Annotated in this window: 12 protein-coding genes; 1 reads left to right on the top strand and 11 read right to left on the bottom strand. The window is 38.3% G+C overall.

Annotated features, from left to right (window positions below; translation table 11 throughout):
- Positions 1 to 86: 86 nt before the first annotated feature.
- From mukB to cmoM, 4 genes are read right to left on the bottom strand one after another with little or no spacing between them, the layout of a single operon-like run.
- Positions 87 to 4,535: a chromosome partition protein MukB gene (gene mukB, locus AACL31_RS15325; protein WP_339053324.1), complete on the bottom strand. Its 4,449-nt coding sequence runs from the start codon at positions 4,533 to 4,535 to the stop codon at positions 87 to 89.
- A gap of 2 nt (positions 4,536 to 4,537) precedes the next feature.
- Positions 4,538 to 5,245, bottom strand: a complete 708-nt coding sequence (gene mukE, locus AACL31_RS15320; protein WP_310511161.1) for a chromosome partition protein MukE — start codon at positions 5,243 to 5,245, stop codon at positions 4,538 to 4,540.
- The gene (gene mukF / locus AACL31_RS15315) at positions 5,226 to 6,548 is read right to left on the bottom strand and encodes a chromosome partition protein MukF (protein WP_310511162.1); all 1,323 of its coding nucleotides are present in this window, start codon (positions 6,546 to 6,548) and stop codon (positions 5,226 to 5,228) included. The genes mukE and mukF overlap by 20 nt, the downstream gene beginning before the upstream one ends.
- An 11-nt stretch (positions 6,549 to 6,559) precedes the next feature.
- Positions 6,560 to 7,336, bottom strand: coding sequence for a tRNA uridine 5-oxyacetic acid(34) methyltransferase CmoM (cmoM, locus tag AACL31_RS15310; RefSeq protein ID WP_310511163.1), 777 nt, complete (start codon positions 7,334 to 7,336; stop codon positions 6,560 to 6,562).
- Between the two features lie 196 nt (positions 7,337 to 7,532).
- On the opposite strand from cmoM, the gene elyC reads away from it, so the two are divergent.
- Positions 7,533 to 8,342 (top strand): envelope biogenesis factor ElyC, encoded by an 810-nt coding sequence (gene elyC / locus AACL31_RS15305; protein WP_310511164.1) that lies wholly within the window; start codon positions 7,533 to 7,535, stop codon positions 8,340 to 8,342.
- 34 nt (positions 8,343 to 8,376) lie between these two features.
- On the opposite strand, the gene kdsB is transcribed toward elyC, so the two are convergent.
- The 7 genes from kdsB to ihfB form a co-directional block, all read right to left on the bottom strand.
- Positions 8,377 to 9,126, bottom strand: coding sequence for a 3-deoxy-manno-octulosonate cytidylyltransferase (kdsB, locus tag AACL31_RS15300; RefSeq protein ID WP_310511165.1), 750 nt, complete (start codon positions 9,124 to 9,126; stop codon positions 8,377 to 8,379).
- Between the two features lies 1 nt (position 9,127).
- Positions 9,128 to 9,307, bottom strand: a complete 180-nt coding sequence (locus AACL31_RS15295) for a Trm112 family protein (RefSeq protein ID WP_032116333.1) — start codon at positions 9,305 to 9,307, stop codon at positions 9,128 to 9,130.
- A gap of 127 nt (positions 9,308 to 9,434) precedes the next feature.
- A complete protein-coding gene (locus AACL31_RS15290; protein ID WP_310511166.1) occupies positions 9,435 to 9,656 on the bottom strand; it encodes a cold shock domain-containing protein in 222 nt (73 codons plus the stop codon).
- A gap of 369 nt (positions 9,657 to 10,025) precedes the next feature.
- Positions 10,026 to 11,018 (bottom strand): tetraacyldisaccharide 4'-kinase, encoded by a 993-nt coding sequence (gene lpxK, locus AACL31_RS15285; RefSeq protein WP_310511167.1) that lies wholly within the window; start codon positions 11,016 to 11,018, stop codon positions 10,026 to 10,028.
- Positions 11,015 to 12,763, bottom strand: a complete 1,749-nt coding sequence (gene msbA / locus AACL31_RS15280; RefSeq protein ID WP_310511207.1) for a lipid A ABC transporter ATP-binding protein/permease MsbA — start codon at positions 12,761 to 12,763, stop codon at positions 11,015 to 11,017. The genes lpxK and msbA overlap by 4 nt, the downstream gene beginning before the upstream one ends.
- Before the next feature lie 183 nt (positions 12,764 to 12,946).
- On the bottom strand, positions 12,947 to 15,112 hold the full coding sequence (locus AACL31_RS15275) for a DNA internalization-related competence protein ComEC/Rec2 (RefSeq protein WP_339053323.1): 2,166 nt from the start codon (positions 15,110 to 15,112) through the stop codon (positions 12,947 to 12,949).
- Between the two features lie 350 nt (positions 15,113 to 15,462).
- Positions 15,463 to 15,747: an integration host factor subunit beta gene (gene ihfB, locus AACL31_RS15270; RefSeq protein ID WP_026822377.1), complete on the bottom strand. Its 285-nt coding sequence runs from the start codon at positions 15,745 to 15,747 to the stop codon at positions 15,463 to 15,465.
- Between the last annotated feature and the right edge of the window lie 33 nt (positions 15,748 to 15,780).

Genomic DNA, 15,780 nt, shown 5'->3' with positions numbered 1-15,780 from the left:
ACTTTTAAAACATAGCTGTAATAAAAAAACCGCTATCAAGAAATAGCGGTTGTTAAAATATAAAAATAAATTTTTACTACTTGAAATTAAGTGACAGCAGAAGATATTTTTAACTGTTTATCTTCTTGTCCAAAACCTTTCAAACCAACGACATGAACATGCTCCTGTTGGCCAAATACCTTACGTACCAGCTTATAAGTCGTCCCTTTTTCCGGACTGATATTTTCAGGCGCAGCAATAATTAATTGCATTTTTAATCGTTCACAAAGTTCAAATAATGTTGCAATCGATTTAGCATCCAATCGAGCCGCTTCATCCAGGAATAAGAACCTACAAGGTAAAATATCTTTACCTCGTAATCGTTGTGACTCTTCTTCCCAACTCTGTACCACCATCACCAAAATTGACATGCCTGTACCAATTGCTTCTCCCGTCGACAGCGCGCCACTTTCAGCTTTGAGCCACCCATCCGAACCACGATTAACTTCAACATCCAGTTCTAGATAATTACGATAATCGAGCAATTCTTCACCAATTGTTTGGGGCAGGCGCTGGCCAATATCTAGCTGAGGGTTTAAACGTTGATAAAGCTTTGCCATCGCTTCAGAGAATGTCAGACTTTTATTTTTAAACAGATCCTGATGATGTTCGTGCTCTTCTGATAACACATCAAGCAGTAATTCATGACTTTGTCGAATATTAACATTAAGCCGAACCCCTTTTACCTGTCCAAAAGCAACGGACTGTAGCCCTTGGTTAAGCAGGCGGATGCGATTTTGCTCACGATGGATCGTTTTACGGATAATATTTGCCACACTCTTTGCACTAATGGCCAATTTTTGTTCACGGGCCGTCAATTCTTCTGTCAAACGCGCTAATTCAATTTCCATTTGTTCAATGGCATCAACCGGATCATCAGTACAAATAATGTCTTGTCGAATACGTTCACGTAAATGTTGATAAACCGCAATAAAGAACGCTACTTTGCGCTCTGGTCGTTTAAGATCTTCAGAGGCACGTAATACATCGCGTAAATGTTCATTATCCGCTACCGCTTGTCTAAGTGCACCTAGCGCTTTATCTGACATCGAACGTAAACTATCGCCATCCATATAAGCTAATTCACGCCGATGTAAACGACGCTCGACACCGCTTTCTCTGACCATATGCATTACAGCACACCAACCAGATTTACCGGATACCACCTGCTCGCGAAGTTGGTAATAATCCCGCTCTAATTTACGTAATTTTTTCTGCCAATTGTCCATTTCAGCTTCACAAAATGCGATCTGTTTTTCCAATTGGTTAATGCGCGAGCGATTAGCATTTACAGCTTCATAAAGTTGGTCTCGGCGTTCGCGTGCCCGTTTTTCAGCATTGCTATCTGCTTGAACGCCAATTGCTTTTATTTCAGCTTCTAATTCTCTTAGCATATCCTGCTTAGTTTTATAAGAGCTACGCAGTGAAGCTAATAGTTGGTTAAATTGCGCCGTTTTAGTTTGTTGTTGCCTTAACTGTTCACGTGCCTGACTACGCTCTTTTTCAGCCTGTTCCAGACGCTTGCGGAGTTTATTATTTAAATCGGTATTTTCTGACAGCATCTCCGTCGAGTCGTGATAACTAAAATGAGCACGACGTTGAGCAACTTCAATTAAAGCAAAAGATTGCTGTTTAGATTGTTGTTGCAACTGTTTGACCTGTTCATATTCATGACGTAATTGCTCATGCTGCTCAGGATCACTTTGTAGGACGTTGGCTATTGGCTCTAATTTTGCTAACGATTTTGCATGCTTATGCAAAAAGTGCCCCGCTTCTTCTGCCTCTGCCAATGCTTCACGGATTTCTTCAATCCGAGAGACTAGCGTTTCATCCATTAGCAAATTAACTTTTGGCAACAATCGGTTTAAACTCGACAAACGTTCTTTGGTCGCAGTATATTGCTGTTTTTGTTGTTGTGTTTGTGCTTCAAATTGAGCTAATTGGCGCTCAAGCTCTTTTTTACGTTGATTTAAAGAACGAATTTCAGCCTCTGGATCGGCGTCAAAAACCACCGCCAGATGTTTACCAATAAAACCACTAAATGCATGATGAGCGCGTTGTAATTTTTGCATATCAAATGAGAGAGTCGCATAACGCTCAGCTAGGGTATCTCTCTCTTGGCTCAACATCTCCAGCTGATTTTCACGCGCTGCCCGACCAAATAGGGGGACTTCAGGGTAACGAGAAAAACGCCATTGACGCTCTGACGATCGTACTAATACTGCCTGGTCAAATTCTTCTGCATTAAACACGCTATCATCAAAAGATTGCGGATCGCCTTCAATAAAATAGACATCATCAGGACATTCGGCTATCAATTCACCAAGCTGTGAGTGAATTTTTGCTAGCTCAGGAATAATAATACCATGTCTTGCTGGACCATAGAGCGCTGAAAAATAAGGCGCATCATCAATAGTAATGTCATCATAAATTTCAGATAACAAAACACCACCAAGCCGTTCAGCTAGGCCAAGTAAGCGGTTATCGTCAGCGCCGCTCGGTTGACTAAGATGAGCTATTTGTTGCTCCAATTCACGCTTTTGACTGGCGACTTCATCACGTTCAACGGTGATTTCACGTTCTTGTTCCAACAATTGCTGTAGATGCTCGGTAATTTCATGACTATGGCTAAAATTATCATTAGCCTGCACAGTTAATTGATTAAGGGCATCTTGTGCTGCCAGCCAAGTAGGTGCTTTTTTGGTTAGGGTTTGAATTTTTTGTTTGATCTGCTCAAGCTCTTGACGCATTAACATGCGATGCTCACTACTTTCACTAACAGAAATACTCAGCTCCTCTTGCTGAGCTTCTAATTCTTCCAGTAGTGTCGTTAACTCATCTGGCTGATATTGCTGTTCAGAATATTGACAAAACTCGGCTAAAATGCGTTGGGCATCTTGCTGACTATTAAGTTTTTGCTCCAGCTCAGCTAATTGCATCTGTAGCGGCTTAATGCGTTGGGCAAGATGTTGTTGTGAAGCCCAGTCGCGCAATAATTCACGTGCTTTTTGATAAGCCTTATCCCGTTTTACCTCACCGCCGATATCGTTAACTAAGCTATAAGCTTGGTCAAATTGGTTAGTCGCCGCATCAATAACACTGATTTTCTGCTCCAGAGCAAGTAATTTTTCGGTATTCTGTTGCTCTTTTTGCTCAAAACTAGTTAAAAATTGCTCAACATTATCTGGCGTTAGTTTAGGTAATTGGCAAATTTTCTTTGCCCTTTCCAACGCTTGCTGGGCTTTTTGATATTGAATTGCACGCGTTTGCTGAACATCTAACGCTTGTTGATAATCAGCCAGTTGACTTTTTATCTCATCAACTTCTAATTCAGCCGCCTCAACTTTGGCTTCAAGCTCACTTTGTTGCTCTAATGCTTGCTCAACAACTTCACTCTGCTCTTCTAGACGATAAGTTATCTCTTCAATGTCGGTCTGATAGCGATCAATTTTTTCCTGCTGACGTACCGCGGCTTGCACTAACCCCAGATGGTCACTTGCTGCCTGAAAATCAGCTTCTAAATCTAATGAAGAACCATTTTGTTCATCCAGTTCACGTACCATTTCAACATGACGGGTCTGGGCAGCTATCAGTTGTTTACGGCCGTCAAATAATTCCGCTCGAACAGCAAGTGCACTATCTAGATGAACCCGGCGTTCATTAGCATGCCGCATATAATCAGCTGAAACGTAATCCGTTGCTTCATTGATTAAACGTCTAAATAAGTCACGATCAGATTGAGTGACGCGGATCGCTTCAAGAGTTAACCTATTTTCACGCAAAGCCGCTTCCATATCCTGAAAGGCTTTGCGAACACCACTATTTTCCGGCAACAGATAATCACGTAATGAACGCGTAATAGCGCTGGAAATTCCACCATATAAAGAAGCTTCAATTAAGCGATAAAATTTGCTCCTGTCACTCGATGATCTCAATCGTTTTGGAATAATACCCAGCTCAAATAGCTGGGCGTGGTAATCAGTGATTGAATTAAATTGTTTAAACTGTACACCTTCAATCGCATCCATTTGATCTTTTAAATCATTTAAACTAATTACCCGCGCTTGACGTTCTTCTACTTGCTCAGTCAAAATATGAGTCGGTAAAATTGCCGTTGGTAACCTTTCGATTATGAAAGGTTTTATATCAACTTTTTTATCACGTCCCGCAATTTGTTGTAAGCGAACCCCCACTAAAATACGCTGATGGCGAGAATTAATGACGTCCAAAATCGAATAACAAACCCCTGGGCGTAATTTTCCATGCAGCCCTTTATCGCGCGATGCCGAGGTTGCACCCGCTTCGGTGGTGTTACGAAAATGCAACAAGGTTAAATCAGGGATCATAGCAGTAATAAATGCTGCCATGGTGGTCGATTTGCCGGCACCATTGCCACCAGATAACGTCGTTACTAACTCATCCAAATCAAAGGTTCTGGCAAAAAAGCCGTTCCAGTTGATGAGCGTGAGTGAGCGAAACTTGCCTCGTTCTAACATAGCTATTCATCCTCCGCTTCATCTTTGTCATTATCATTATTTTCGTTATCTGTTAACAATAAGTTATCTTTTAACGACATAGCTTCACCATCACGGATCATCCGTAATTGGGCTTGCTGTGGATCATCACCACTACGCACATCAGCACCAAAACGAAAGACAGATTCGGTGATCATAAAACGGTGACTGTCATTTTGTAAAAAATGAACCATGCCTAATCGGCGTAGGCGATTAAGCGAAGTGCGTAGCTTTTCTTGTAATTTTTGTTTATCCAAATCCGTCCCTGTTGAGCGCTGATTAACAAACTTAAGTAGCTTACTTTCATCCGCTAGTGACAATAGTTCTTCAAACAGTTCCTGCGCAGTAAAAATACCCTGATTCGAAAGTCTTTCCGGGCTTAAATAAAGATAACAAAGAATTTTGCCAACCATCATATCTAATTCAGATAAAACTGAGCGAGGAATTAATGTGGTCGAACGTGGCCGTAAATAGAAAAAACCTTCCGGCGCACGGATCAGCTCAACATTATAGCGAGCATAAAAAGCCGTTAATTCCTGTTCAAAATCCATCAAAAAGGCATGATTATCCAGATCATCAATGCCAATATGACGCCCGGCTCGAAGCTGGCTATCCAATTCAGGGAAAAGGGAGCTGACTAAAGCTTGTGCCAATTTTACTGGCATAAATTGTTCAATATTTGTCGATGACATGTGCCTGTACCTTGGCTCCGTAATCATTAATCGCTAACCATTCAGGATGGATACCTGAGAAATCCGCTTCTGCTATACCTAACTTAACTGCCTGATCGACAATAATACGCGCAACATCAAAATGCCGTTTCTGTGGATATTTAGTCAAGTAATCACGTAATATTAAACCAATATCCAATGGATGCTGATCTTTCTTATAACCAGCCAATGCCTGCTCCATTATCTCAATCAGTTGTTCATTAATCTCATTAAATTCTTCATATTCCAGTTCAGCTGGCAATTCACCCGTCACTTCTTCATTACTCAATACCAGATCTTCATCACGCACATCAAACAATCGTTCGGCATTGGCTACCGTTAATGCCCAAGGATCGGTAAAATAATTTTGCACCGAGAGGCGCAGGCGTTGCGAAAATATTCTATTTTTATCCATATCGATGGCAGTACGAATAAATTTGTGCACATGGCGATCATAGCCAATCCAGAGATCGATAGATTGTTGCCCCCAGCTAATAATTCGATCAAGCTTACTTTGTAGATCAAATACTAGCTTATCAACCAATTCTGAACCACCTCCATTCATATTGGCCTCTTGGATACGTAACAAATTAGTCTGTAATTTATCACCAGCCGCTTCTAGCGTATCTTGTAATTCACGTAATGTGCTGGAAGTTTCCGTTAAAAGTTGTTCACAATTGGCAATCGCTGCCTGCCAATCCTGACTGAGTAATGCGGAGATGTCTTCCTTTACACTATTTTGCTGTTCATCCATCACACGCTGTGACATATCAATACTGTCAAAAATTTCTGCCACCGAATATTTTAATGGTGCAAAGACATGGCGATGCCAATGAAATTCATCTCCCCCTTCTTCTGAGGCATTTGCTGCTCGACTTAATTCACCAGCTACTATCGAAAGTTGCATAGATAAACGTAGGGAAGAAAATTCCCGCTGGCGAATATAATAATCACTGATGCCTATACCAAGTGGCGTTAAACGGTAAATTGCATTGTTTTCAATGATTTCACTTGAAAAACGATTAAATAATTTCTGCCTTACCATATCATTAATGGCATTATTAGCTCTGGCAGTAACCGTTTCTGCGGTCTGCTCGAATCCTTTACTGACTTCACGAAAAGCATCAATTAATTCACCTTCACTCATTTCGCCATCGAGCCGCTCACTATTAAGAACAGCAACAGCCAATAAAAAGGCTAGACGCTCAGCAGGTAATGAGATTGAAAAATCATTTTTCCGCGACCAGGATACCAATTCCGGAACAGTCTGGGAAAATTCACCCATAATTCATCCTTTCACATAGACTTGCATGCCATAACATGAATATAGCGCCCCAGATCAATATAGGGTTGTTGTCGACAATAACGCTGCTCCAAAGCAAGCAACGCCGGAAAATCTTTATTTTGTAACTGACGGCTTTGTAGATAATCATGAAAAACCCGTACACCTGTTTTACCAACTATTCTAAAATCAAATTCTGCCAGCCATTGATATACTGTTTCTGGTAATAACGGATTTAGAGGGGTAAGTGAACGTTTGCGGCGTCGCTGAATATTAGGTGTCGCTAAATGGAAGTTACCTAATACAGCATTTCTCATCACCAACCCATTCGCATTATAAAACATGATAGAAAATGCGCCACCCGGGTTAATTATATCTGCTAGAGTTTTTATTGCAGATTTTTGTTCAATGATCCATTCAATAACTGCATGAAACAATACTAAATCAACTGCTCCCATTTCTGTTAAATATTGCGTAATATTTTGAACGGAAGAGTGAATGAATTGCATGTTATGGATTACTTTTTTTTCTTTAGCCAATAATTTGGCGCGTTCAAGCATTGTTGCCGAAATGTCACAAACAATAACTTGATGCCCCATCGCAGCTAGCTTGCTTGCAAAAAAACCTTCTCCCCCACCCGCGTCTAATATTTTTAACGGCTTATTGGGTAATAAATCAAGCAAAGAGTTAAGATCCTGCCAAATAACAGCTTCGCGTATTTTTCCCTTGGTTGTACCATAAATATTTTGTGTAAACTTATCTGCAATATCATCAAAATTGCGATCTACCATGAAAAAATACCCCGATAACCACTATTATAAAACTTAATCGCCATTGACGATAAAAATATCTATTCAACCTAAATATTGTTAATAAAAAACAATAATATTTTCATTGAAAATGATTTTCATATTAACAATTTATTAACTATTATCTATATGATTAAATTATACTATACTCGATAAATTGATTAACTAGGATTGAAACATGCTGTTTACATTAAAAAAATACATTAGTGCGCTTTTAATGCCATTACCTCTCCTTATTTTAATTAGCTTTATCGGATTATTACTACTTTGGTTCACTCATTGGCAAAAAAGTGGCAAATGTTTAGTCTCTTTTAGTTGGTTAACTATTTTGTTACTAAGTCTACAACCTGTCGCTGATAAATTACTACTATCGTCAGAAGGTGTGTTTAACAAACGCTATGAACTTTTGCATCCTAAAGAAGAAAACATCCAATATATCGTTGTACTTGGAGGGGGATTTACTTACAACCCTGATTGGCCGCCAAGTGCTAACCTTATTAATAATAGCCTGGCTAGAGTGACGGAAGGAATTCGCCTTTATTCTCAATATCCAAGGGCTAAATTAATTTTTACTGGCGGGCGCGGTAACAATTTAATCAGTAATGCTGAAGTGGCAGCAAAAGTCGCACTATCGTTAGGGGTACCAGAAACAGCCATAATTACCTTAAGCACCCCCAGAGATACCCAAGAAGAAGCCTTCGAAGTAGAAAAAATCGTTGGCCAGCAACCTTTTCTATTGGTGACTTCAGCTAACCATATGGCACGCGCTGAACGTTTCTTTATAGCTAGAAATATGCATCCCATTACAGCACCCGCCAATCAACTTGCCATTACCTCACCATTACAACCCTGGGAAAAATTTTTCCCATCGATTTACTTTTTTTCCCACTCAGAACGCGCTTGGTATGAATTTATTGGCTCAATATGGCAGTCAATAAAAATTGACAATACCCAACCTCTAATGCTCAGTTCCAATGTAGTGGAATAGATAGCTTTTTATAATTGGTGACATCAGAATAATTTTAACTAAGGAAAAATGCTTTCCGAACAGCATCGAGATCCTGCTGATTATCAACCCCAGGCCCTAGTGTTTTAACTGCCAGGGCTACATGAATTTTTTCGCCGTACCACAGTACACGTAGCTGCTCAAGCATTTCTATCGTCTCTAACGGACTTATCGACCATTGGATATAACGACGAATAAAACCGGCCCGATAAGCATAAATACCGATATGACGCAAAAAATGCTGGCCAATTTCCATTTTGCTAACGGCAAAGCGATCACGTTCCCAGGGAATAGCCGCTCTGGAAAAATATAAGGCATTGCTCTGTTTATCCGTCACAACTTTTACAATAGCCGGATCAAATACTTCCTGTGGATCGTTTATCGGTGCCGCTAATGTTGCCATGCCGACGTTATTTAGCATCAGATTACTAGCTAATTGATTAATTATTTCTGGTGGGATTAAAGGTTCGTCACCTTGTACATTGATAATAATTTCATCGTCAGAGAATTTATATTTTTCAATAACTTCTGCTAATCTTTCAGTGCCTGATTGGTGGTCAACGTCGGTCATGCAAACCTCTCCATTGGCCGCTTGCACCACATCAAATACGGCCTGATGATCAGTCGCCACAATAACTCGCGTCGCATCTGACATTAGCGCTCTTTCCATTACTCTAATAATCATAGGTTTGCCATGAATATCAGCTAACGGCTTGCCCGGTAAGCGATTAGAAGCAAAACGCGCCGGAATAATGACTGTAAACATGTTACTTTTCTTCATCTAAAGGCAACTCACGAGCTTCTTCTTTTAATAATACCGGTATGTTATTACGCACAGGATAAGCAAGATGATCAAATTTACAGATAAGCTCTAAATTTTGTTTATCATAGACTAGTTTGCCATGACAAATAGGACAAGCAATGATATCAAGTAGACGGTGATCCATATATTCCTCATCAAAAACGTAATTTAAGATGAAACCAGAATAGCATAAGCATGCATCACCGTTAACTTTAATATCTGCTTTAATGTGTATTTGTCAGTAATCTGACAAATTGGCAGCTAACATTAGGTTAAAATTCATAAGCGATAACATCAGCGGCAGCAATGCCATAAGCGTTACGCGTAACTGAAAATTCAACACACTGGCCTTCTTTAAGCCATTTATTTTTAGTGTTCGCAATAGCTTGACGATTAACATAGATATCTTGACCACCATTCACTGGGGAGATAAATCCATAGCCTTCTTTTACATCAAACCATTTTACGCGACCCATTTGTAATTGTAATGTCATAATAAAACTCCTTTTGTTCACTAGGTGACAAAATTTCATTTTCTCCTAGTGCTCCCTACTCTTTTATTAAGCTTTCGATAGAAACCCCATTTTTTCTTTCACCAAATACCCTTAATGTCAGAGTAGTATTATTATATTAAAAAAACACCAACTCAGTAGTGTCTGTTGCTATTTAGGATCTGTTTAAACATCAAACAACATAACACATGCCAAATTATTCATTACTAGAGTTTATCAATCAGATTTGATACTAAATAAAATTAAAGGATTTTTTATTAATGAAATAATAGCTGGCGTGGTATAATTGAAATGAAGTCACTACATTCCTAACTAGATTCCACTTATAGATAACATGATAATGTTATTATTTCAAGCATTTTTACCAGACTTGACCAATTCACTAATGGCGGAAAGGGTTTTCCCTGCACCAGGCTGTGCAAGTTGGGCATTTACTGGCAGATACCACCAATTTAATTGAGCAAAATGAAAACATTTCACTGCGTCCTTTTCAGTCATTAATAATGTTTGATGTTCAGTCACTAAGGTTGTTAGTTTAGAAAACTCATAACACTGGTGATCAGCGAAAGCGTGTGTTGCAATTAATGGCACTCCTTTTTGTTCAAGACTTGAAAAAAAACGTGCTGGGTGCCCAATTCCTGCAATGGCAACAACTTGCTCCAACTCACAGACTGAGCGTTTTTCACCGGTCAACATATTGATAGCAATATCGCCTGTTAACTGCATGGCAATCTCCCCATACTTAGCGATACCACCATTAGTAATAACAGCATTAACGGTATTCAAACGATATTGACATTCTCGTAATGGACCAGCAGGCAGCAACCAACCATTGCCAAAACGACGGATACCGTCGATAACAACGATCTCAAAATCCCTTTGTAGTGCGTAATGCTGAAGACCATCATCAGCAATAATAACATCCAGTTTTTGTTGCTTTAGTAGCATCTTAACTGCGTCTACTCGTTTAGGGGCAACTGCCACTGGCACACCAGTTCGTCGATAAATTAACGCAGGTTCATCGCCGGTTTCTTTTATTGATATACTTTCATTAACTAATAGCGGATAAGAAGTTGCTTTACCGCCATATCCACGGGATACAACACCAACACGATAACCCCGTGATAAAAGCTGCTCAACTAACCAAATAACAACCGGCGTTTTACCATTACCGCCGACAGTCAAATTACCTACAACGATAATAGGTATCGGCGCTTTCCAACTAGAGAAAATTGCCAAATGATAGCCAAGGCGTCTTAATCCAATAATCATGCCATATAATATCGACAACGGTAGTAGCAAAAGATATAGCCACGAACCACCTAACCATATTTTATCAATCATTGTTTAAATTGCATGCTATAAAGTTGAGCATATGCCCCATCGCACTTAAGAAGAGTTTGATGGGTACCTCGTTCAATAATTTTACCATCCTGAATAACTAAAATTTCATCTGCATTTTCTATTGTCGAAAGACGATGGGCAATAATAATCGAAGTCCGATTTTTCTGTAATTCGTCCAATGCTGCCTGAATCGCTCTCTCTGACTCAGTATCAAGTGCAGATGTAGCTTCATCAAGAATTAATATAGATGAGTTATGTAATAAAGCACGCGCAATCGCAATTCGTTGCCGCTGCCCACCAGAAAGCATTACACCATTTTCACCAATAACGGTATCTAGTCCATTATCCAGTTTTTGAATAAAGTCCATTGCATAAGCCATCTTAGCGGCTTTTTCGATCGCTTTTCGACTGAAACGACCATCGGTTGCGTAAGCAATATTATTGGCAATAGTATCGTTAAAAAGATAGATATGTTGAGAAACGAGTGCGACTTGACTGCGTAGAGAGCTTAAAGTGTATTCACGTAAATCATGATCATCAAGCAGTATTTGACCTTCATTAACCTCATAAAAGCGGGTAATTAGATTCGCAATAGTCGATTTTCCTGAACCTGATCGTCCGACTAAGGCAATGGATTTTCCTGCCGGTATTTTAAAACAGATATCATGTAATGCAGGATGCTCTTTTGTTGCATACTTAAAGGTAACATGTTTAAACTCTATTTCACCTTTCGCTTTTTTTAAGGTTAATTTACCCTCGTCTTTTTCCTGCTCCATATCTAAAATGGTAAACAATGTCTGGCATGCGGCCATACCTCTTTGAAATTGTGCATTAACATTTGTTAATGACTTTAATGGGCGCATTAATGCAAACATGGATGAAAAAACCACACCGATAGTGCCTGCTGTCAATGTTTGCATAACTTCAGGAAAACTCGCGATATAAAGCGTGAATGCTAATGCTAGAGAGGCTATCAGTTGGATAATAGGATCAGAGATAGAAGATGCCGTCACCATTTTCATCGTTTGCCGACGCATATGATTACTCACTTTGCTAAAACGCTCAGTTTCAACTTTTTGCCCACCAAAAATCAAAACTTCCTTATGGCCTTTTAACATCTGTTCCGCACTAGCAGTTACTTGTCCCATGCCAGTTTGCATACTTTTACTAATATTCCTAAAGTGTTTAGAAACCAAGCGAATGGTTAACGCAACAATAGGAGCAATAACAATTAATATTAGTGAAAGATGCCAACTGTAATAAAACATCAGCCCAAACAGACCGATAATGTAAGCGCTTTCTCGAACAATAGTGATTAAAGCGCTAGAGGAAGATGAAGCGACTTGCTCAGAATCATATGTTATGCGAGAAAGTAAAGTTCCTGTCGACTGCTGATCAAAAAAAGAAACCGGCATCCCCATCATATGGCCAAACAAACTCCTACGCATATTCATTACAACTTTACCAGAAACCCAGGCAATACAATAATTGGAGATAAAACTCGATATCCCTCTTATCAGCATTAGCCCCAATATGGCAATGGGTAACCATTTTAATGTGCTGTTATCAGCTTTACCGAAACCTTCATCAAGCAAAGGTTTTAATAAGGAGATCATGAATGCATCGCCGGCAGCGTTAATAATTAACGCAACAGCAGCTACACTTAATCCCAGTTTAAATGGCAAAATCATAGGCCATAGTCGGCGAAATGTTTGCCATGTAGAAAGATCTTTATCATTCATTATCATTGTCTTATTAAATACCCATAAAAATAAGCCGTTTATTTTACTTGAGAAATCTCTAAATACCAAACTGCTGATGATACCAGCGAGGATAAACTTCCTGTCTATAACGCATTATTTCAATTTTATCAAAATAGAACTGCGCTATAATTTGCCCTGATTCCGCTGTACTCAGCCAATTTGCCCCTATATTCTCATATCGTTGGCGTACTTTATCAGAAGGTAAAAACGGCTATAACGTGCAACAGAAGTAAGTGCATATTGCGGTTTAATTGCTTGAATAAACGCCATCGTCGACGAAGTATTACTACCATGATGAGGAACTTGTAATAAATTAGCCGGCAAATTTGCTATTGCTAGACGCACGAGTTCTTTCTCCGCTGTTTTTTCAATATCGCCAGATAGAATAACCGAATGATAGCCATCACTAATTTTTATTACACACGATTCATTATTATATGATCTTTTTTGATCAACTATTGGCCATAATACTTCAAAATGTAATTTCTGCCATTGCCAATAAATACCTCGATGGCATGGAAAATGATTTTTTTTATCAAAGTGACTTCTGATCTTTAATCCAGGATAGGTTAATAATAAACTCGCTACCCCACCAGTGTGATCGATATGATTATGACTAAGTATAACGCCTTCAGGTGTTAAACGATGATATCGTAAATAAGGCAAAATTGTACTATTAGCAATACTGTTTTTCTTCCATGAAATACCGGTGTCATAAATTAACACTTTTCCCTGTCGCTCAATAATAATTGCTAATCCATGCCCCACATCTAACATAATCAATCGCCAAAGAACCAAATCGCTTTGTTTCATGGTCGTGATTGACCAATAAATTAACAATATTATCAGCAACTTATACTGCACAAACCAACTAAACTGCCAACATAAAATAATAAGCCAACTAAGCCCAGTTATGATAATTGGAAGATGGCCAGTATCAAGCCAGTATCGCTCAATATGAGTCAGGGGCCATAATGCTAAACTAATGCTTTTATCGATTATACCAAATAATAAATTTTGTCCTGCGTACCAAAAAATACAAATATATGAAACCATAATTAACGGTATGGTTATAAATGAAATAATTGGCACAGCCCATAAATTAGCAAAAATACTAGTAATATTAACTCCTTGAAATAAAATCAATTGAATAGGAATTAATAGAATCAGCATACCTAATTGCAAATGAACCAATTTAACTATCCAATTAAGCCAACTGTGTTGAAACTGTACACTCAATTTGACAAACGAAAACCAAAATATTAATGCCGCAACCGCAAAACTCGAAAGCCAAAAGCTATCAGAAAGTATCGCAAGAGGTTCAAACACTAAAATTAAAGTAATACTCCATAATGCCCATTGCCAGGGAAAACAAACAAAATTTTGTTGCCGAATATAAAGCCATAACGATAAGGCAAATATAGCCCGCAGTGCAGGTATCGCCCAACCAGATAACCAAACATAACCTAAAGCAAAGCACCAACCCACTAACATCGGTATACGAAGCTCGATAAAACAAATGGGTAATAAAAACTGAATCAAACGATATAGCCAAAAACCAAAAAAATAAGCCATGCCAATATGTAAACCTGAGATAGCCATCAAATGCGCAATACCGGTTCGTTGCAATTGTTGCCTTAATACGGGTTCTAATAATCCACGTTCCCCAAACGTTAAAGCATAAATCACCGCCTGATTATGATATTTACTGATAACATTAACCGACGCTGCAATTACCTTTTGCCTTAAAGAACAGTGTTTATTCAATATAGTAAAGTTTTGAACATTAAACGTACCTAGCAAGCGTTGACTTATGGCATAACGTTGTAAATCAAATCCGCCTTCATTTAATAAACTATGAACGGGCTTTAACCGACCAGAAAAAATGAGTTTTTGTCCGGCACAAAAAAAATTATTTTTGGTCAGAGCATTAGGCTTAAACTGAAGATAAGCATACAATATCGGAAATGATTCTTTATTATTGATTAACAACCTTACTTTTATTCGAATATTATTATCCCTATTAACTAAACTATCTTCAATAATGGCTACATGACGTTGTTCTTGCTGACTTAATAATTTCATTTTTTCTAATAAATAATATCCCTGCCAACATCCCCACAAAAAACTTATAGCTAAAACAGAAATAAATTTTGTTAAATAAAATGGAATAAACCACAATAAACAAAATATAACAAACAACCATAATTGTAATGATTTATTTGGTAATTGAGATAAAAAAAGTAAAGGTAATAATCCCAATATTACAGCCACTGACGCTGAATTAATATTTATCTGCAGCCTATTTATATGAGCTGACATTTTTTTCATATAGCTCTTCCTTGGCCAGATCTATATTACGAAAATTAGTATTAATATTGAATTTTTTCAAAAGGATAAATGAGATTTTATATAAAAGGTCAAAATAATATTTATCCCTTTTCTACTATTTTCATTTTTTTGCGAGATTATTATCAACTAATGTTAAGTTAAGAAAATTTATTTTTGATTATAAAATTTTATTATTATTTTTTAATAATTAAATGTCTTATAACAATAAAGAGAGATTTTAATAATTCAAAAAATTGTATTGGAAAAATTGACCTGAGCGCAGCAATAAAAAATGGCGCCTTAATTAAGACACCATTTTAAGAGAATAAATAAATTAAATTTGTTAATATTTATGCATAAATATTAACGCGATCACGTAATTCTTTACCCGGCTTGAAGTGAGGAACATGTTTTCCTTTCAAATCAACTTTATCACCCGTTTTCGGATTACGGCCGATGCGCGGTGCACGGTAATGAAGAGAAAAACTGCCGAATCCGCGAATCTCAATACGCTCTCCCTTAGCAAGTGTTATTGCCATATGATCAAGCATTTCTTTCACAGCTTCTTCAATAAGTTTTGCTGGTATATGAGCTAATTGGTTAATAAGTCTTTCAATTAATTCAGACCTGGTCATAGTACCTCCCCTAAACTACCGTTACGGGGCAAC

This window comes from Arsenophonus endosymbiont of Crataerina pallida (genome assembly GCF_964020125.1).
Taxonomy (GTDB): domain Bacteria; phylum Pseudomonadota; class Gammaproteobacteria; order Enterobacterales; family Enterobacteriaceae; genus Arsenophonus; species Arsenophonus nilaparvatae.
The sequence above is the reverse complement of the archived record's forward strand: the minus strand, read 5'-3'. Positions and strand labels throughout refer to the sequence as shown.